We start from the raw sequence: 19715 nt of genomic DNA, 5'->3' as shown, positions 1-19715 counted from the left end.
TTAGTCACTTATGAGTCTAACTGTGTTGGACTTTTTTGTTAATTTTTTTGTATTATTACAAACTAGCACCACGCGTATACTATTAAAGCCTTTTTCAAACATGGTCTAGTTTTAAATTGTGGTTGCGTACTTGATCCGGCTATGGTGTAATTAAAAAGGTCAGCCGGTTGTTAGTACGAATTTGCATGGTAATGTATTTCTTGGTGTGTGGTTAGCGCCGCTTAGCCTTTTCTCAATAGTGGTCGAGCTGGCATACTTATTTAATTAATCTTAAAGAACTTTTTTACTGACATAGAGGAGACGTATTTATGGAAGCAACAGAAACAAAACCAATGACGTTTAAGCTCTTTTTAGAATTTATTCGTTTTAACGCTAAGACGGCGAGTGCAATTCCGTTCTTAATTGGATTGCTGTACAGCATTTATTATTTTCAGGAGGTTAATTGGTTAAGTTCCCTGATTTATTTTGTTGCGCAAATGTCAATTGCTTTTTTTGTCACCGGCTTTAATAACGTCCAGGATTATAAATTGGCGGTAGACAAGACTTACCGTGATACGGATAATATTATTGGGCGGGAACACCTATCACCTAAGCACGCACTGCATTTAATGCTTTTTTTTCTGGCGCTTTCTTGCTGTTTAGGTGTTTGGCTAGTATTTCGAACGAATCTATTGATGCTATTTATGGGCGCCATTGGGATTGGGGTTACGATCTTTTATACATACGGTCCAATGCCGTTTTCTCGCTTTCCATTAGGCGAAATTTTAGCGGGTTGTGCCGAGGGCTTTGGCGTTTTCTTCTTAACGGCTTACATCAACGTTGCCCCAACAACCTTAATGGGCTTGTTTGTTAACTGGCCTGAGTTTCAATTAAAAGGGAATTTACTGTCACTATTTATTCTTGTACTGGTTGGTTTGCCCAGTATTTTGGCGGATTCGAACATTATGTTTGCCGATAATATTTGTGATCTTGAGCAAGATCAGCGTAATCATCGCTATACATTACCGTATTACCTTGGTAAAAAAAGGTCGTTAAAACTTTATCCCTTGGTAATTTTAAGTTGTTATGTGACGGCCTCTTTGGCCATTATTTTGGGCCTGTTGCCACCAGAAGAATTAATTATTTTTCTGGTTTTGCCTAAAATCATTCAAAATATTCGGACTTTTGAACGAGTTCAAATTAAAAAAACAACTTTTGAAACAGCAATCCATAATTTAATATTATTTCATAGTATGCAAATTATTGCGCTGGCCATTGCAATTGTACGAACGCAATTATTGAAGTAGGTCTTGTTTGACTATCGAATGCTGACATGCTAGAGTAAATGTGCATATCTTATCAGAGCGTGATTGGTGAATTCTACAGTAGTTATGGCTTATTGCTAGTAGCGTTACACAAGGTAAGTAAGGTGAAGTGTGTAGTGTAACTGGATGCTTTTTCTGACACATTTATTGGATTGGTTAGAAAATGTTCGGTTCTAAACGCGTTTTGAGTGGGAGAAATTTGAATGTCACAAATAAAAATAACTTTGGCGTGCAGTATCTGCGGCTCACGGAATTACCAAGTATCCATGAGCCAGCAGCATATGGCGCGGTTAACTCTGAATAAGTACTGTAAACATTGCAATAAACAGACGTTGCATCAAGAAACGAGGTAAATACGACAATGAGATTAATTCATTTTTTTGGTGATGTTGGGCGGGAAATGAAGGCTGTAAGTTGGCCGACGCGAAAAGAATTACGCCATGATACTGGAACAGTAGTTGGAATGACTGTATTTTTTGCAGCCTTCTTTGCTGTTGTTGATAACGGCCTACAGTGGCTTTTAAATTTATTAGTTTCTAAATAGGCTTAAACTTGATTAAAAGAATAATTATTCTTAGCTAAGCTACTATTACCTTAGTATTTGCGTATGAATTTTGGGTAAATAGTTTTAGTTCAGGATTTATTTAAGCTTACTTGTTTATTTTTAAGTAGGCAAAGTGATAAAATTTTGCTATAATGAATTTACGCGTTACTAAAACTTCGCTAGGCGAGGTTTTTTTATTTTGTTAAAAAAGTCATTCAGATAAAGGAGAAACTAGCATGTCAGAAACAGAGTCAGCATCAAAGCAATGGTACGTTTTGCACACTTATTCCGGTTACGAAAATAAGGTCAAAAGTAACATTGAATCCCGGGCCCAATCAATGGGGATGGAGGATAATATCTTCCGCGTTGTCGTACCTGAACAAGAATCACATGAGATCAAGGATGGTAAGGACAAAGTAACGATGCAGAAGGAATTTCCAGGCTATGTGTTGGTCGAAATGGTTATGACCGACCAGGCTTGGTTCATTGTTCGAAATACACCGGGTGTGACTGGTTTTGTTGGCAGCCACGGTTCTGGTAGTAAGCCAGCGCCACTTTTACCTGATGAAGTTGAACGGATTTTACGCCAGCTTGGCATGAGCGCCCGGCACAGCAACGTCGATTTCGAAGTTGGTGACGTCGTAACGATCGTTGACGGCGCTTTTGCTAAATTGACGGGTAAGATTACGGAAGTTGATAAAGAAAAATTAAAATTAAAAGTTAACATTGATATGTTTGGCCGCGAGACAAGTACTGAACTTGATTACGATCAGGCTGATAAGATCTAAGCTTTTTAAATAAAATGTTTTATAATGAAGTTGGTGCAAAATTTATTTTGTTCCAGCTTTTTTATTAGCAAATATAAGACTAAAAACGTGTGAAAATGATTGTCGTTGGCACATTTTAATTTTGGTGGTGATGAATTATAGTGCAACTCATTATTCTATTAGTGGTCATTCTTTTCGGGGCAGTCCTACTTGTTCTGGCCGATCAATTACACCAGCTGGCTTTACCGAAATACCGGTTACCTGCGCCAAAACAGCTAAAACAAGCACTGGGCTTTACCCGAACGCCAACGATTTTCATTCATGGTTTTCATGGTAATCGTTTTTCTTTTGGGCGTATGTTGGCCCGTTTTAATCGGCAGGGGATCGCGCAAAAGGCCTTAGTAATTCGAGTTAGTTCGGCAGGTCGCGTAAGTGTGCGCGGAAAATTGCCAACTGCTGTAGCCAATCCAACAATTCAACTTTTATTTAGTGATAATGGCGCTTCATTAAAAAAGCAGAGTGATTGGCTGCGCCTTGTGTTGGCCCAGCTTAAACAGAATTACCATGTTGAACAAGTGAATCTAGTTGGTCATTCGATGGGGGCGGTCAGCCTATTTCGTTATTTATTGGCCGCAGGTGGAGATGAGGATCAGCCGACTATTAAAAAGGTGATCACGCTGGCGGGCCCGTTTAATGATTTAGACGTTGGCGAAGATGGGGCCCAGGTTTTTTCTTACGAGTTACGTGGGGATGGGCCAGTTGCTAAGACGCCAGTCTATCAAGCCTTTGAAAAAAACATGTCCTACCTGCCAACTGGAGTTGCTTGGCTAAACATTGCCGGTGATTTATTAGATGGTAGTGATAGCGACGGTTCAGTCTCGGTTGATAGCGCGTTATCGCTGCGTTTTCTACTGGATAAACGAATTGGCCGTTATCGCGAGAGCTTGATTACCGGATTGAAGGCGGCTCATTACCGTTTACATGAAAATCCGCAGGTTGATCAAGCAATTTGTCATTTTCTGTGGCCTGTGAAACGAATAAAGGTGACTAGGGATAAAACTGGCCGCATTGATCACGCGACTTATCAGCGGCTTTTACGTTCTGATTTAGTCTCATTGACGTAGATGATTGTTTGATATTAGCGTTGCTTCTAGCTTAATGGCATGCTATACTGTTTTGGTGCGACCAGTCTTATTTTGGCTGCACGTTAAGTGGGAGGCTAAATATACTAGCCAAAATGACCACATCACGGACTTAAGGAGGTTATGTCTCGTGGCTAAAAACGTTGTTAACGTTGTAAAATTACAGATTCCTGCCGGTAAAGCAACTCCGGCTCCACCAGTTGGTCCAGCATTAGGACAAGCAGGTATTAACATTATGGGCTTCACTAAGGAATTTAACGCACGCACTGCTGATCAAGCAGGCATGTTAATTCCAGTTGTGATCAGTGTTTATGAAGATCGTTCATTCGATTTCGTAACTAAGACCCCACCTGCTGCTGTTTTGCTTAAAAAGGCTGCTGGTGTTGAACACGGTTCTGGCGAACCAAACACGAAAAAGGTCGCTGAAGTTTCTAAAGACCAAGTACGTGAAATCGCTACAACAAAAATGCAAGACCTAAACGCGTCAGATGTTGAATCTGCTATGCGCATGGTTGAAGGTACAGCACGTTCAATGGGCTTTACTGTTAAAGACTAAAGAGTACCGTAAAAGATGCTTAGATTGGTTATAAAATACTAATCAATAGTTCTTAAAACGGGTCCTAATTAAAAACGTACATGTGCGGATTTTCAATGAAAATTGGCTAATCAAGTGGAAGGGATACGCTCCCAGTGACCACATTTGCAAGGAGGAAAAACACAAATGGCTAAAAAGAGTAAAAAGTATACAGCAGCTTTGGAACAAGTTGATATTAACAAAAACTATGACGTAAAAGACGCCGTAGCACTTGTTAAAAAGGTTGACTTTGCCAAGTTCGACGCAACTGTCGAAGTTGCTTATCGTTTAAACGTTGATCCTAAACAAGCTGATCAACAAATTCGTGGTGCCGTTGTTTTACCAAATGGTACTGGTAAAACACAAAAGGTAATCGTCTTTGCCCAAGGCCCACAAGCCGAAGCTGCAAAGGCTGCCGGTGCTGATATTGTCGGTGCCGAGGATCTTGTTAAAAAGATCCAAGACGGCTGGTTAGATTTCGACGTTGCCGTTGCAACACCACCAATGATGGCTCAAGTAGGTCGTCTTGGCCGTGTCTTAGGACCTAAAGGCTTAATGCCTAACCCTAAGACTGGTACTGTAACAATGGACGTAACAAAAGCAGTTAATGACATCAAGGCAGGCCAAGTTGCTTACCGGGTTGACAAAGCTGGAATTGTTCACGCACCAATTGGTAAGGTATCATTTGCTGATGACAAATTATTAGAGAACTTCCAGACATTGCAAGATACAATTATTAAGGCACGTCCCGCTTCAACTAAGGGTACTTATATCCAAAGCTTAGCAGTCACTTCAACTTTTGGACCTGGTGTCCACGTTGATCTTGGTTCTTTTGCTAAGGCTTAATTAAAACTGTTATGAAAATAGAGTTGCGACAAATTCACTTTTGTTGTAACTCTTTTTTATTGTTAATGTGAAATAAAAGGTAGTTTTTGATGATAAAATAAGGCCGGGACAAAAATCCTAGCCTTTTATTATTTCCGAGTATTGCTTTAGAACGTGAACCCAGACTTTTGTCCCACTCTGGGTTGGTATTTTTCTTGATTAGTTTCGGGTTAATTTTATAAAAGGTGCTGAAACAACACGCCTTTCAAAACATTCTTACGGTCAATTCTGGAATATAAGCGTCTTTTACTGAACTTCTTTTCAAAACTAAATTTGACCGGATGACTGGAATATGCTATATTTATAAACGGTTATTATTTCTACCTAAGACTCAGGTGTTTACCTTAAATGCTTATTTATAAGCGGCCCGCCGAGGAGAAAGTTTGTACGGTTTTTAGCAGACTCTCAATCGGCGTTGTGTCCTTAGGCACAGCGTTTTTTATTTAGGAGAAAGCCCCTGGTGGCATTTGGTCACCAAATAATTTCAGGAGGTGAAATACTCGTGAGTGAAGCAGTTATTGCTCAAAAAGCAAAAGTTGTTGATACAGTTACTGATCGCTTTAAAAATGCGGCTTCGGCCGTTATCGTTGATTCTCGTGGCTTAACAGTTGCGCAAGATACTGAGTTACGTAAGCAATTACGTGATGCAGATGTTGAATTACACGTTATCAAAAACACGATTTTACGTCGTGCGGCTGATAAAGCAGGTTTTGAAGGTTTGGATGATACCTTTGTTGGTCCTACAGCAGTTGCCTTTTCAAATGAAGACGTTGTTGCCCCAGCCCGGATCATTGCTAAGTTTGCCGAAACAGCCGACGCTTTGGAAATCAAAGGCGGTTTAATCGAAGGTAAAGTTGCTAGCTTAGACCAAATCACTGATTTGTCCAAGTTACCAGATCGCGATGGCTTATTATCAATGTTGCTTTCTGTCTTACAAGCTCCAGTTCGCAACGTTGCTTACGCAGTTAAAGCAGTTGCTGACGCAAAGCCTGAAGACGGCGCTGATGCTGAATAAAATATTGTTAGGTTAACTGACAATTAGTTTTACGGAAGGATGCTGCTGAACCCAGGCACTTTTTTGCTGGAGTTCAGGTAGTCATCCTCCGAAAATCCAAAGCTTTTGTTAAAAATAAAAGCTAATCAATTATTCCTGAGGAGGAAAACGAACATGGCATTAGATACAGATGCAATCGTTGCACAATTAAAAGACGCAACAATCCTTGAATTAAACGACTTAGTTAAAGCAATTGAAGACGAATTTGGTGTTAGCGCTGCTGCTCCAGTAGCTGCTGCAGGTGCTGCTGGCGGAGACACTGCTGCTGCACAAACTGAATTTGACGTTGAACTTACTTCTGGTGGTTCAGCTAAGATCAAAGCAATCAAAGCAGTTCGTGAAATCACGGGTGCTGGTTTGAAAGACGCTAAAGATATGGTTGATAACGCTCCTACAGTTATCAAAGAAGGCGTTTCTGAAGACGAAGCTAACGAACTTAAGGCTAAGCTTGAAGAAGCCGGCGCTGAAGTTACCGTTAAATAATAAATTAACATTTATTTGAAGGAGACCAAATACGTCTAACTTTGATTGCGATAAGTGATTTAAAAGTTTTGGAGTATGATTTGGTTTACTGTTAAAAGATCTGCCAAGTAATTTTGGGAGGTCTTTTTTGATTAATTCGAAATAAAAACTGGTATTAGTTATTTGTTAATACCAGAAGGTAGATCTAAATTAAAAAAGAACAGCTTTTTACTTAGACGCATCATTAAATGTGAAGAAGTTTAAAGAATAAGAGAATTGTTATTAGCGCGAAAAAAGGGTCGGAATTTTTTTATTTGAACAACTAAACTGATTATGATTTATGATAACTAAACGTTCAGTAAGCTAAAACCCTGTACTATCTCGGTTAACCACAGTACCATTCGGGTAAACGTAGTAATCTAGGCCGTCGTACGAGCCGGCACCTGATTTTTGGTACGCTTCAATGGCCGAGCGGCGTTCGCCACGAATCCAGTAATAGGAGTTGCCGTTGGGGTCGGTCAGCATTTTGTTGTCACCGCTGGCCATGTAGGTCCAAGTTATTGGATCGCTTTGATCGCCGTTGCCAACTTTGGCTACTACGGCGGCTTCGGCCTGCTGGGGGCTACTAATCGTGTTGGTGTTTTGCGTTGCTGGTGTACTTGAGCTACTTGCGGAATAAGCAGAACTAGCGGCATTTGAATTATTATTAACTTTGTTATTAGAACTATCGTTAGCATTATTTTGCATCATGTTTTGTTGTTTTGCCGCGCTCTGCGAATTTTGTGCTGAGCTACTAATTGCTGCGGCCGATTGTGCGGCAGCCGCTGCTTTTCTAGACTCTTTTGAAGCCGCTGTGGCCTCTTTTTTTGCATTACGGGACATTTTTTTGGCGCTACTTATTGATTTTGCTTTGGCACGTGAAGCGCTGTTCATTTTTACGATGCTTTCAGAATGTGAGGCGCTATCCTTGTCCGCCGAGTCATTATGGCCACATGCTGCTAAGGTGAGAGTGGATAGCGTGATGATGCCTAAACTAACCAATTTTTTCATAATTTATTCCTCCAAATAAAATTATTGTTGTTTTTCGCCAAATAACGGTGGTTAACTGAACCGTCGTTGAACGAAAATGGTCTTTGTTCAATCCAAAATCAGTCTTACACGCAGTTCGTTCCCATTTTTGAAGCCTGGTGATTGACCAATTTTGAAAACTATCATTACTAATTTAATAGTAGCATGATTGAATGAAAGGTAAAATAACTATTTTAGGTGATAAGATAAATTCAAGTTTGTTTGCCGGATATTTAAAATAGAGCCACTTACGAAAGTAGCTTTAGTTTAGTGGTGCATTCTAAATGCATTCGGCAGATAAATTAGTAGCAACGCGTTAAAACACAATCATCTTATTTCGCAATACAGGTAATCTTAATTGCTAAAGTAGTTGTTGTGCGAAGCATTCGTTACTTTGGCTTACTACGCAAAACTTAACTGGTTTTTAGTTAAACTACAAGCGGGTTTGTTGAAAACTAGCGAACTTATTGCGATAATAGATGCATGACAAGAAGGAGCGGGTGGATTAGGTTTGAAGAAACTTAGAGTACTTTTTCGGCGTGTATTAGCATTTATCGAGAAGCGATTAACTATTTTAAAATCACTGTTTGTTTTATCAATGTTAGTATTCGTTATTTTTGAGATTGGTAACATCAGCCGGCAGTTAAATGGTCGCCAACTACGAGCAAGTCTGGCCACGCAAGATCCAGGCACACTTTTATTAATGTTAGTTGCTGGTTTTGTGGCTGTTTTGCCCATGCTAAATTATGATTTTACCATTGTCCAATTTCTACCAGGCGAATATAAAAAGCGGTATATCGTTAAATCTGGTTGGATTGTCAATACCTTTACGAATATTGCGGGCTTTGGTGGCTTTTTAGGGGCAACTTTACGGGCTAATTTTTATAGTAAACAGGCAACCCACAAGCAGGTTGTGTTTGCTATCTCAAAAATTGCTTTATTCCTACTATCTGGTTTGTCGTTATTATGTCTGGTTTCACTAGGCTTAATTTTTGGGTTTAATGTAGGCTCAGTCTATGGTCATTATTGGATTTGGTTAGTTGGTGGTGGGCTTTATTTTCCATTGTTGATGCTAGTCACTCATTTGCGGGATTCTAAGTTCTTTGCTGATTTACCACTCCGGCGTGAGCTACGTTTGACGATTGGCTCAAGTTTTGAATGGGGTTTTTGTGTACTCTTCTTTGTCTTTATTGGTTACTTACTTAAGGTTCCGGTCAATTTACCTAATGTGGTTCCCTTATTTGCGATTGCTTCGGTGATTGGCGTTGTTTCCATGCTACCTGGTGGTTTGGGAACTTTTGATGTTTTTATGATTATCGGGTTGGGCTTTATCGGCGTTGATCGTTCGACGGCAGTTATTTGGCTCTTATTCTACCGTCTGTTTTACTATATTTTTCCGTTTTTAGTGGGTGTTTTTCTTTTTATTCAGGATGCTGGACAACGACTGAACACCTTTTTGCAGGGATTGCCAAAATTAGTACTCCAGAAGACAGCCCACGGTATTTTAGTGATCTTCCTATATTTCTCTGGCGTAATGCTCTTAATTCTTTCGACGGTACCTAATTTTGCGCTAAATAACCGTTTATTTGCTCGTCTTTACCCGTATACCTTTGTTTTCTTAGATCAGGTTACGAATATCATTATGGCTTTCTTACTACTGGGATTTGCGCGGGGGATTGCGGCTAAGGTACAACGTGCCTACTATCCAACTTTGATTTTACTGGTAGTTGCGATTCTTAACACGTTGTGGCGTGATTTTTCATGGAAAATGGCGCTATTACTTGGCGTGATCTTAATCGCAACGATTTTTAGCAAGCATGAGTTATACCGTGAAAAAATGGCTTTGTCGTGGGGAAGTACTCTATTTGATTGGGTTTTATTTGCTGGATCCTTCATTGTTTACACAATTGTTGGGGTTTATAATCTGCCTCAATCGCCGCACCACGTTCACAAGGTACCAACCGCGTTATTTTTCCCGTCGGAACGTTTGTGGATCACTGGTTTTATTGGCATGCTGATTGCGGCCTTAGCGTTATTGGTTATTTATCAGTATTTAACTTATTCCCGGCGCCAACTGGCCGCGGCTTTTGATGAACAGCGTGTTCATCAGTTGATTAAAAAATTTGGTGGTAACGAGGTTTCGCACTTGGCTTATTTACGCGATAAGGAGCTTTATTTCTACCAAGTTGATGGTGAAGATCAAGTCATGTTCATGTACCAGCAAAAGGCCAATCGACTGATTGTTATGGGGGAGCCAGTCGGTAATCCCCAAGTGTTAACTACCGCTATTGAAAAGTTTATGGATGATGCGGATAGTCTCGGTTTTAGCCTCGTATTTTACGAAATTTCTAGTGAACTAACGATGCAATTACATGAGATTGGGTACGACTTCATTAAGATTGGTGAAGAAGGCTACGTTCGGTTGGCGGACTTTTCGTTAAGTGGTAAAAAGCGTAAGGCCGAGCGTACTTTGATGAACAAATTCAATCGCGAAGGCTATCAATTCCAACTGATTCAACCACCGTACACGGCCGAGCAATTCGCGAAACTACGCCGAATTTCTGATAGCTGGCTGGATGGACGGCATGAAGAAGGCTTTTCTTTAGGCTTTTTTGATGAATATTATCTGAATCGCACGCCAATCGCGGTAATTAGTGATAAGAATGGTCAGTGGGTCGCCTTCGCCAATTTGATGCCAATGAGTAACGGTGTTCTTTCGATTGATTTAATGCGCCATTTGAAGTCGGCGCCTTCAGGAATAATGGATGAGGTTTTCATTCATTTATTTCAAGAGGGTCAGGCACAAGATTATCAATCGTTTGACCTTGGGAACGCGCCACTTGCGAACGTTGGCGTTTCTAAGTACAGCTTTATTCAAGAACGACTAGCACACCTGGTTTACGAGTACGGCTACCGTTTTTATGGGTTCCAAGGCCTGCGTGCTTATAAAAATAAGTACGTGACCCAGTGGATACCCAAATACATTGCTTACAGTAAACACAGTTCTATTTTGTTTGTCCTGTTACAGATTATGTTGGTGGTTAATCAGAAGGTTAAGGCGCCCAAACACCGTCATTTATTGCTTATTCCACGCTTTTTACGGGTAGAACAACGCAAGGGACCAGATGAAACGTTGGCCGATTTGCGTAGTGGCCTGGGCAAGCATTTACCGCGAAAATCGCGTGATAAAACACAATAGTTGCTTTTTAGGTGTTAAAAATCGTAGACTGAAATTACGGTGAAAGTGTTTAAGAAAGCTCAATCTTATGAGATAGCGCTGAGGTTCAAATACAGTTACGGTAATTTAGGAGCAAACTTCACAACTAAGCAAATTGGTTGTATTCAATAATAAATTGCGTACAATATAATTTGTGAGGTATTAAAAAAGCAAAGGAGTGTTGGTTGATGAAATTAACAATTACGGATGCAGCAAAGCAGAAATTGGCAAATTATTTAGGCGCCGATAAGAAATTGATTCTTGATTTGGATGATGGTGTCGGCAAATATTCAAAGCTTGGCTCGTGCGCACTTAATCTGAGCTACCGGTTATTAGTTGTTGATCAGGACGAAGCGATTGGTGACGAGTACGGTGGAACAATTGATAGTACTGTCGGCCCAATTAACATCAAACCATATTCCAAAACCTATTTAGATGAAAATATGAAATTGGACGTTAATCCGCGCCTGAACACGCTAAGTTTATCTAGTGAAAGTGAACAAATGGATCCTAACGTTAATATTGTTGATATTAGCGCTGAATTGAACGTTTAATTTATCGAGTGGTGGAAAAGGTACAGGAAGTTGCTCTTTCAAGTATTTTTCACCCAGGTTAAGCAGAAAAATACCGACAAAAATAAATTTTTCTGACTAGGCCTAATCGATTAACGAATTAAATAAAATAATCATAAAAAGCAGTACTGCAAAAGAAGAAGCGTCCGATATTATTAGACAGTTAAGTCTAATGGTGTAGGACGCTTCAAAGTTGCAGTACTGCTTTTGTGTTATCTTTTAGTCTTTTGGTTTTGGTTCTTTTGGTGCACCGACTGAATAATCGTCGTCTTTCATGGCCTCAACTTGGCCGAGGCGGTAACCATTACCAACTTGCGAGAAGAAGTCGTGGTTAGCTGTGGAAGTTGAAATTCCGTTCATGACGATCGGGTTGACGTCGGCCTCTGTGTCAGGAAAAAGCGCCGACTGGCCTAGATTCATCAACGCTTTATTGGCGTTATAACGCACAAAGGTCAAAACGTCTTCGGTCCAACCAACTTGATCGTAAAGTAAATGGGTGTATTTCTCTTCATTAGCGTAAAGTTTATACATGAAGTCGTATAACCAATCGCGCATACTATCTTGTTCATTTTTGGAAAGTTGGTTGAAACCTAACTGGAATTTGTAACCAATGTAGGTGCCGTGAACTGATTCGTCCCGCAGAATTAATTTAATAATTTCGGCCACGTTGGCTAATTTATTATTGCCCAGATAAAATAGTGGGGTGTAGAAACCAGAGTAAAAGAGGCACGTTTCAAGGAAGACGTTGGCCACTTTTTTCTTCAAAGGATCAACGGTGGTATCACGATAAATGTCGTAGATCCAAGAAGCCTTATTTTGTAAGTATTCTTCGGTGTCACTCCAGTCGAAAATTTCGCTAATTTGGTCAGGTGTATTCAAGGTTGAAAAAATAGTTGAATAACTCTTAGCGTGGACTGATTCCATAAACTGGATGTTATTTAAAACGGCTGTTTCATGGGGTGTCCGCACATCTTGGCGCAAGGCAGCTAAGCCATCTTGTGATTGCAAAGTGTCTAAAAGCGTCAAACCGCCAAAAACGTGGCCAACAAGCCATTGGTGGGTATCATCTAAGGTGCGCCAGTCATCTAAATCGTTGGAAACGGGAATTCGGGTGTCTAACCAAAATTGTTCGGTTAATTTTTCCCAAGTTGCTTTATCAATTGCATCGGAAACGGCATTCCAGTTAATTGCGTCATATCTTTCCGTCATGTGAAACTTCCTTTCCATCTGTCGCGGAGTAGATTAGTTACTCTAAAAAGAATAGGGACAAACGGCGTTGCCACCATTTTTTGTCCCTATTACTTGTCTGTCAAACCAGTGTCATTGTAGCTAAATTACGCAGCTTTCGCAAGCATTAGAGCCAATCTCATCTTCATCATCGGTGTAGGTCCGAATGTAATAAATTGACTTGATACCCTTGTTATAAGCGTAATTACGCAAAATATTAAGGTCGCGGGTGGTCATTTTATTCGTGTCACCATTTTTCCATTCGTAAAGCCCTTCAGGAATGGTGGAGCGCATAAAGAGCGTCATGCTCATGCCTTGATCAACGTGCTGTTGGGCAGTAGCGTAAATATCAATCACGTGGCGCATGTCCATATCGTAGGCCGATGAATAGTAAGGCATTGTGTCGTTAGAAAGGTAAGGCGCTGGGTAATAAATCGTGCCAATTTTCTTTTCCTGACGATCCTCAATTCGGTTAACGATTGGCTGTAAGCTAGCCGATGTGTCGTTAATGTAAGAAATCGAGCCGTTTGGTGCAACGGCCATTCGATTCTGGTGGTATAAACCATCTTTCATGACAGCTGCTTTTAGTGCTTGCCAATCAGCCTTGGATGGAATAAAAATATCTTTGAAAAGTTCCTGAACCTTTGCTGTCTTTGGCTGCCAATCTTGGTTGACGTACTTATCAAAATAGCTGCCATCAGCGTATTTGCTGTTTTCAAAGTTAACGAAGGTTTCGTGACGTTCCCGGGCAATTTCGTTGGAAGCTTTCAAGGTCCAGTAGTTCAATAGAAGGAAATAGATGTTGGTGAAGTCAAGGCTTTCTTGATCGCCGTACATCATGTGCTCCTTGGCAAAGTAGCTGTGCAGGCCCATTGCCCCTAAACCAATTGTGTGCGCCTTATGGTTACCATTTTGAATGGATGGAACAACGTCAATGTTTGAATTGTCAGTGACAAAAGTTAGGGCGCGAACCATGGTTTCAACGGAGTGGCCAAAGTCTTTTGCGTGCATCAAATTCGGGATGTTCGTTGAACCTAAGTTACAGCTAATGTCCGTTCCCAATTGATCGTAATTCTGTTCATTATTAACTTTTGAAGGGGTCTGAACTTGTAAAACTTCGGAACACAAATTACTCATGATAATTTTACCGTCAATTGGGTTAGCCCGGTTGGCCGTATCAACGTTGACGATGTAAGGATAACCGGATTCCTGTTGTAATTTACTGATTTCATTTTCCAGGTCACGAGCCTTAATTTTCTTATGCCGAATATCAGGGTTGGCGACCATTTTATCGTATTCTTTGGTGATATCAACGTAAGAAAATGGCTTGCCGTAAATTCGTTCAACGTCGTAGGGGCTAAACAAGTACATGTCAGCGTCCTTACGCGCCAATTCGTAAAATTTATCCGGCACAACTAAGCCCAGTGATAACGTCTTTAAACGATACTTTTCGTCGGCATTTTCTTTTTTAGCACCAAGAAAAGCGATTACGTCTGGGTGGAAGGCGTTTAGGTAAACGACTCCGGCACCTTGGCGCTGGCCTAATTGGTTAGAATAACTGAATGAATCCTCTAATAATTTCATGACCGGTAAAACGCCAGAAGCGGCACCTTCAACGTGCTTGATTGGATCGCCGGCCGCGCGTAGGTTGGTCAAAGTAATCCCAACACCGCCACCAATGCGAGAAAGTTGCAGGGCCGAGTTAATTGTTCGGCCGATTGAATTCATGTCGTCCGTAGTTTGGAGCAAGAAACAAGAAACCAATTCGCCACGACGAGCACGGCCGGCATTCAAAAAGCTGGGTGTTGCGGGTTGGTAGCGCTGGTGGATCATTTCATCGGCAATATCATGAGCCAATTTCTCATCACCAGCAGCGAAGTAGAGGGCGTTAAATAAAACCCGATCCTGAAAGCTTTCAAGGTAATATTCGCCGTCGTTAGTTTTTAAGGCGTACTGGGCGTAAAATTTATAAGCGGCCATGAATGACTTGAACTTAAAATTGGCGTCCTCCAAGTAATTGTGTAATTGATCAATGAAGTCGGCGGAGTAGTCGGCCAAGAAGGGCTTTTCTAGATATTGATGGTCGACTAAGAAGGAGATCTTAGCTTGAAAATTAGGGAAGACTTTAGTGTTTGGCACGACATTTTCACTTAAAAAGGCCTTTAAAGCTTCTTTATCCTTATTCAACGGGATTTGGCCGTCAACGGGGATGTTAATTTCATTATTTAAAGCGTAGTAAGAAACACTTTGCGGATCAATTGTTTTTAAAGACATTTGGACACCACTTTCTTAATGATCGATAGGGATTGAGCAAAAAATAGTTGGTTGTAAACCTGCTGGGAAAGTACTTCTAGTTAGTACTTTCCTGACTAGTTTAGTGGAAACGTGTTTGAAAAGGCTAATCCTCAGAATCTAACCGTCTTTTCAAACACTCTGAGCAAAAAATAAAAGGCACCCGGCGTTCCCGCAAGTGGTGCGAGAAACGTTGTGTCTTATGGTTTACGACGTTGCTAAGTTGGTTACTTATTGGAATCTGGTGCTATTATGATGTTTAAGCGGTAAAATGGCGTAAGCATAAGCGTTTGACCGCCACTTTTATCACTTTAAACTGCTAATTGGCGTAATTGGTCGGGGCGGAAGCCGGTGAAGCTGATGTCTGATGCTTCAATCACTGGTGTTGCTTGAAAGCCCTTTTCCCGCAGATAGTCGACGTATTCTGGTTCTTGATCAATATTGTGTTCTGTAAAAGGAATATTGTGCGAATTGAGGAAGCGTTCAGTCATCTTGCACTGCATGCAACCATTTTTTGTGTAAACTGTTAAGTTATTCATGTGGTTCACCTTTCTCTCTGGTACTTTTTGTTTATGTTCTTAGTATAACCAGTCACTTACAATAAATCAACAAAAAACACTATATTCGGTAGCTAAATTTAAAATAGCTACTAGATATAGTGTTGGCCGGAACTTCTGGCGATTCATGGTACAATTAGTTTACCACAAGCCATTTCGTTTGAGTATGTTTTGGGGGTCAAAAATGGTCGTTAGGTTGTCAATTTTGAGTCCAAAAGGGCGGCGACGTAGGCCTGATTCCTAAAAATAAAAATTTAATAAATTAATTATAGCTCCGGGGGAATTTAATCATGACAAATTATTATTATTCAGAAAATCCTGATGTGGTTCACGAAAAAAAAGATTGGTCGTTTACGTTGCGAGGCCACGAATTTCATTTTGTAACTGATAATGGTGTGTTTTCAAAACGAACCGTTGATTTCGGGACACGCACCTTACTAGAAGCGTTTAGTTTTACTGACTTGCCTGCAGGTGATTTACTGGATGTGGGTGCCGGTTACGGCCCAATTGGGTTAGCGTTGGCCAAAGAGGCTCCTGAACGCCAAGTTGATCTGGTGGACGTCAATGAGCTGGCTTTATCATTGGCCCGGGAAAATGCCGCAAATAATCACGTGGCTAACGTTGCTATTTTCACTTCTGATCAATACGCAGCTGTAGAGAAGCAGTACGCGGCTATTTTATCCAATCCGCCGGTCCGGGCTGGTAAACAAGTCGTGACGGGGATTTTAGTTGGCGCCAAGGATCACTTACTGCCAGGGGGAACGTTAACGATTGTTTTACAGAAAAAACAGGGTGCACCTTCCGCCCAAAAAACGATGCAAGAAACCTTTGGCAACGCAACAATCGTGAAGAAAAATAAAGGTTACTATATTATTCAAAGTGTTAAGCAAGTATGAGTGCGCTTTAGTCCCCAAGGAAGCAAGATTATGGTACACTGAAATTAAGCATTACTGGATACTTTACTAGATCGGTTGGAAATTATTTTTCGGACTGATTCTGGTGGAAATGAAACGTGACTAAAAAGGCAACTCCTTGTGCTTAGCTACGATCGCCAAACGATACGCGAAGCGGATCGTTTGGTGGTCTAGGCTAATGCTCAGGGGCTGAACGCCTTTTTAGGCACTCTCTCTAATAAGGAGGCTGACTTTATGAAAACTGGTAGCAAAATTTTACTTGGTATTGGTATTACGACAACGCTTGCCGCAACCGGCGCCTATTTAGCAGCGGATGCCATTGTCGAACAAATTCAAACCCGTAGAAATCGGTATAAAGTGAAAACGTTCGTGCGGGACAACCTTAAGGGCAACGAGCGGATACTTGACCTCGTTGATCGAATTGACAACGATGATCTCAATCACTTGGTTAATGCGGTTGAAAAGTTAAGCAAAGTTCGCAATAAGGCTGGTGTGTACGTTGGCTCAGCAGGCAACGCAGCTAATGAATTGACTGCAACGTTGAAAGATTGGCTACACGAATACCGGCATTAAAATAATGGGCTCCCGAAAAGCTAATTGCTGCGGGAGCTCTTTTTGTCCCGTGCTTTAATGATCGCGGTGGCCCTAATCAGCGTTTATTTATCGTAGCAACTTTGTTTTGAAAGGAAGTTAAAAATGCGTTATCTAGATTTTAAGGGCGAGCGCTTGCCCGTCATTGGGATGGGAACTTGGCACATGGGCGACGATCCGAATAAACGCGGCGGAGAAATTCAGGCGCTGCGTTACGGCCTTGAGCACGGTAGCAATCTCATTGATACCGCGGAAATGTATGGGGACGGTCGTTCCGAAGAATTGGTCGGTGCGGCTATTAAGCCGTATACCCGGGAAAAATTATTTTTGGTTTCAAAATTCTATCCGCAAAACGCATCAATCAAGCGGATGAAGCAGAGTTTAACCGCCAGTTTGAAACGACTGCAAACGGACTACCTCGACCTTTATTTACTTCATTGGCGGGGGCAAGTTCCGTTAAAGGAAACAATTACCGGGCTGCGTCAATTACAGCAAGCGGGCAAGATTCGGCATTGGGGTGTCTCTAACTTTGATACAGCTGATATGTTAGAATTGTTTCAAGAAACTAACGGTGCGGACGTTTTTGCCAATGAAGATTTGTATAATTTGGCGGACCGCGGCGTGGAATACGATTTATTACCTTGGCAACTGAAAAATGGGGTTCCTTTTATTGCCTACTCGCCGATTGCCCAGGGGGATAGTCGAGGCCAGCAATTGACGGCTAATCCTGTGATTCAAAAAATTGCTAAGGCACACCAAATTACGTCGATGCAGCTTTTATTAGCGTGGACGATTCGGCAACCACAGCTGCTTGCGATTCCCCAAACTAGTCAGTGGAAACACATGCAGGCTAATTTGGCGGCGGCTGATGTCACGTTAACGCCGGCAGAAATAGTGCAGATTGACGCAGCCTTTCCGGCACCGACTAAAAAGCGGCCCTTGGCGATTATTTAATTAATAGTAGGAATGGAGTTAGGAATTTGGTATTTGAGCAAACTGAAAAAGAATTTTATATGCGTGAGGCCTTATTTGAAGCAAAAACGGCGGCCTTGATCGGTGAAGTGCCGATTGGGGCCGTTATTGTTTACCGCGGTGAAATTATTGGCCGTGGTCATAATTTGCGGGAACACAGCCAGGACGCAACGACCCACGCCGAAATTTTGGCGATTCAGGAGGCCTGCGCCACAATTCATAGTTGGCGTTTGGAGGATGCAGCAATTTTTGTCACCTTAGAACCTTGTCCGATGTGCAGCGGGGCAATTATTAATTCGCGCTTAAGTGAAGTCTATTACGGTGCCCCTGACCCAAAGGCAGGTACGGCGGGCACTTTCATGAATTTACTAACGGACGAGCGCTTTAACCACCAAGCTGAAGTGGAAGCCGGCGTTTTAGCAGATGACGCGGCGGGATTATTGCAGCAATTTTTCCGCCAAATTAGGGCTAAACGAAAGGCTAAAAAGAAGCAGAAGACAGAAAAACAGTCGTAGTTTGGCCGCCGAGCAATTCGGTAATCAAACTACGACTGTTTTCTGCGATTAAATATGCTTAAATCTTGTTGGCGTTGGTCACTTTTTGTCAATGATATTAAATTCGTGCTAGGGCTTACGGCCCTCGCTACAGGGTTAGTAATCAACACTCTGAATGGCCTCGTTTTCACCTAGTAGGCTCATCAAGCTGGCCACTTTGTAGTGAGGGGGTAGTTTGACGGCCAGGCTAATTTCGACTAGGTGGTGGCGTTGGCGTTCAATATGAAGGTTTAGCAATTCAATATTGTGTTGCTGTAACATTTTTTCCAAATTATTGATTGCTTCTGGTTGGTCCAACATTTCCAGTGAAAGTTGTTCGGCCACTGCATTGGGCAAAAATCGAAGCTGTTTGTGGAGTAAGATCTGAATGAGCAGCACTAAAAGTGTGGCGGAGATACCAACAACGTACAGGCGGGCACCAATGGCCATGCCGACTGCCGCGGTGGTCCAAATTCCGGCTGCGGTGGTGAGGCCGTTAATGCCTTGACGGCGAACTAAGATTGTTCCGGCACCTAAAAAACTAATCCCGCTGACAATTTGGGCGGCAATTCGGGAAGGGTCCAAGACGACATTTTTAACGTTAAGGACGTCAAAAAAACCATCTTTGGAAACAATCATGATCAAGGCGGCTCCTAACGCAACAATCATGTGGGTGCGGATACCGGCCTCTTTTAAACGATTTTTACGTTCATAGCCGATGGCAAAGCCGCACAATGCCGCCAGGATTAAACGTAGAACTAATTCTAACTGAGCAATAATAAATGCTTGCAAAACGATCACACCCTAACTCTAAACGATACTTATAGTATAGTTTAAAGCGCTATCAAATGATATTAAGGACCTTTAATTTAGTCGATTTTAATCTTTTTTGATGATTATTCCGAAAAGTTTCACTTATTTTGGTACCAGAGCAGGTGCGCGCCGATGGGGTTGAAACGGCTTAGATAACAAACAGATGACAATATTACAATAAAAGGCCATTTTGTAACGTAACTGCTATTTACATGTTACAGAGCCCT

20 protein-coding genes and 1 other annotated feature are annotated in these 19715 nt (G+C 41.5%); of the genes, 15 read left to right on the top strand and 5 right to left on the bottom strand.

What is annotated here, in order from left to right:
* Nucleotides 1-308: 308 nt before the first annotated feature.
* The 9 genes from EKM61_RS06170 (at nt 309) to rplL (ending at nt 6753) form a co-directional block, all read left to right on the top strand.
* Nucleotides 309-1286 (top strand): UbiA family prenyltransferase, encoded by a 978-nt coding sequence (locus EKM61_RS06170; protein ID WP_068223034.1) that lies wholly within the window; start codon nt 309-311, stop codon nt 1284-1286.
* Between the two features lie 221 nt (nt 1287-1507).
* Nucleotides 1508-1657, top strand: coding sequence for a 50S ribosomal protein L33 (gene rpmG / locus EKM61_RS06165; RefSeq protein ID WP_075168922.1), 150 nt, complete (start codon nt 1508-1510; stop codon nt 1655-1657).
* A gap of 8 nt (nt 1658-1665) precedes the next feature.
* A complete protein-coding gene (gene secE, locus EKM61_RS06160; protein ID WP_068223036.1) occupies nt 1666-1848 on the top strand; it encodes a preprotein translocase subunit SecE in 183 nt (60 codons plus the stop codon).
* Nucleotides 1849-2084: 236 nt separating this feature from the next.
* Nucleotides 2085-2636: a transcription termination/antitermination protein NusG gene (gene nusG, locus EKM61_RS06155; RefSeq protein WP_068223037.1), complete on the top strand. Its 552-nt coding sequence runs from the start codon at nt 2085-2087 to the stop codon at nt 2634-2636.
* A gap of 140 nt (nt 2637-2776) precedes the next feature.
* Nucleotides 2777-3739 carry an alpha/beta hydrolase gene (locus EKM61_RS06150; RefSeq protein ID WP_068223040.1) on the top strand — a complete coding sequence of 321 codons (963 nt, stop codon included), beginning with the start codon at nt 2777-2779 and terminating at the stop codon, nt 3737-3739.
* 148 nt (nt 3740-3887) lie between these two features.
* Nucleotides 3888-4313: a 50S ribosomal protein L11 gene (rplK, locus tag EKM61_RS06145; RefSeq protein WP_068223043.1), complete on the top strand. Its 426-nt coding sequence runs from the start codon at nt 3888-3890 to the stop codon at nt 4311-4313.
* Nucleotides 4314-4478: 165 nt separating this feature from the next.
* The gene (gene rplA / locus EKM61_RS06140) at nt 4479-5177 is read left to right on the top strand and encodes a 50S ribosomal protein L1 (protein ID WP_068223045.1); all 699 of its coding nucleotides are present in this window, start codon (nt 4479-4481) and stop codon (nt 5175-5177) included.
* 344 nt (nt 5178-5521) lie between these two features.
* Nucleotides 5522-5667 (top strand) — a sequence feature (ribosomal protein L10 leader region).
* Between the two features lie 51 nt (nt 5668-5718).
* Entirely contained in the window at nt 5719-6231 is a 513-nt protein-coding gene (gene rplJ / locus EKM61_RS06135; RefSeq protein ID WP_068223048.1) for a 50S ribosomal protein L10, read from the top strand.
* Nucleotides 6232-6384: 153 nt separating this feature from the next.
* Nucleotides 6385-6753 carry a 50S ribosomal protein L7/L12 gene (gene rplL, locus EKM61_RS06130; RefSeq protein WP_068223052.1) on the top strand — a complete coding sequence of 123 codons (369 nt, stop codon included), beginning with the start codon at nt 6385-6387 and terminating at the stop codon, nt 6751-6753.
* Nucleotides 6754-7095: 342 nt separating this feature from the next.
* Here rplL and EKM61_RS06125 read toward each other — a convergent pair whose 3' ends face one another.
* Nucleotides 7096-7782 carry a hypothetical protein gene (locus EKM61_RS06125; RefSeq protein WP_068223055.1) on the bottom strand — a complete coding sequence of 229 codons (687 nt, stop codon included), beginning with the start codon at nt 7780-7782 and terminating at the stop codon, nt 7096-7098.
* A gap of 529 nt (nt 7783-8311) precedes the next feature.
* Here EKM61_RS06125 and mprF point away from each other — a divergent pair.
* On the top strand, nt 8312-10999 hold the full coding sequence (gene mprF / locus EKM61_RS06120; protein ID WP_068223058.1) for a bifunctional lysylphosphatidylglycerol flippase/synthetase MprF: 2688 nt from the start codon (nt 8312-8314) through the stop codon (nt 10997-10999).
* 206 nt (nt 11000-11205) lie between these two features.
* Nucleotides 11206-11571: an iron-sulfur cluster biosynthesis family protein gene (locus tag EKM61_RS06115; RefSeq protein ID WP_068223063.1), complete on the top strand. Its 366-nt coding sequence runs from the start codon at nt 11206-11208 to the stop codon at nt 11569-11571.
* 237 nt (nt 11572-11808) lie between these two features.
* Here the strand turns inward: EKM61_RS06115 and nrdF are convergent, their stop codons facing one another.
* From nrdF to nrdH, 3 genes are all read right to left on the bottom strand, one after another.
* Nucleotides 11809-12798 (bottom strand): class 1b ribonucleoside-diphosphate reductase subunit beta, encoded by a 990-nt coding sequence (gene nrdF / locus EKM61_RS06110; protein ID WP_068223067.1) that lies wholly within the window; start codon nt 12796-12798, stop codon nt 11809-11811.
* A 120-nt stretch (nt 12799-12918) separates the two neighbouring features.
* Nucleotides 12919-15090 carry a class 1b ribonucleoside-diphosphate reductase subunit alpha gene (gene nrdE / locus EKM61_RS06105; RefSeq protein ID WP_068223069.1) on the bottom strand — a complete coding sequence of 724 codons (2172 nt, stop codon included), beginning with the start codon at nt 15088-15090 and terminating at the stop codon, nt 12919-12921.
* 329 nt (nt 15091-15419) lie between these two features.
* Nucleotides 15420-15647: a glutaredoxin-like protein NrdH gene (gene nrdH / locus EKM61_RS06100; protein WP_068223071.1), complete on the bottom strand. Its 228-nt coding sequence runs from the start codon at nt 15645-15647 to the stop codon at nt 15420-15422.
* A gap of 308 nt (nt 15648-15955) precedes the next feature.
* On the opposite strand from nrdH, the gene EKM61_RS06095 reads away from it, so the two are divergent.
* From EKM61_RS06095 to tadA, 4 genes are all read left to right on the top strand, one after another.
* Nucleotides 15956-16561, top strand: a complete 606-nt coding sequence (locus EKM61_RS06095; protein WP_068377026.1) for a class I SAM-dependent methyltransferase — start codon at nt 15956-15958, stop codon at nt 16559-16561.
* A gap of 252 nt (nt 16562-16813) precedes the next feature.
* A complete protein-coding gene (locus EKM61_RS06090) occupies nt 16814-17152 on the top strand; it encodes a hypothetical protein (RefSeq protein WP_068223074.1) in 339 nt (112 codons plus the stop codon).
* Nucleotides 17153-17275: 123 nt separating this feature from the next.
* The gene (locus tag EKM61_RS06085; RefSeq protein WP_068223076.1) at nt 17276-18124 is read left to right on the top strand and encodes an aldo/keto reductase; all 849 of its coding nucleotides are present in this window, start codon (nt 17276-17278) and stop codon (nt 18122-18124) included.
* A gap of 26 nt (nt 18125-18150) precedes the next feature.
* Nucleotides 18151-18657: a tRNA adenosine(34) deaminase TadA gene (gene tadA, locus EKM61_RS06080; RefSeq protein ID WP_206602491.1), complete on the top strand. Its 507-nt coding sequence runs from the start codon at nt 18151-18153 to the stop codon at nt 18655-18657.
* Between the two features lie 135 nt (nt 18658-18792).
* On the opposite strand, the gene EKM61_RS06075 is transcribed toward tadA, so the two are convergent.
* Nucleotides 18793-19467: an MgtC/SapB family protein gene (locus tag EKM61_RS06075; protein ID WP_068377234.1), complete on the bottom strand. Its 675-nt coding sequence runs from the start codon at nt 19465-19467 to the stop codon at nt 18793-18795.
* Between the last annotated feature and the right edge of the window lie 248 nt (nt 19468-19715).

The organism is Loigolactobacillus backii (genome assembly GCF_003946275.1).
GTDB classification, from domain to species: domain Bacteria; phylum Bacillota; class Bacilli; order Lactobacillales; family Lactobacillaceae; genus Loigolactobacillus; species Loigolactobacillus backii.
Note: the sequence above shows the minus strand (reverse complement) of the source record. Positions and strands in the feature narration are given on the sequence as shown.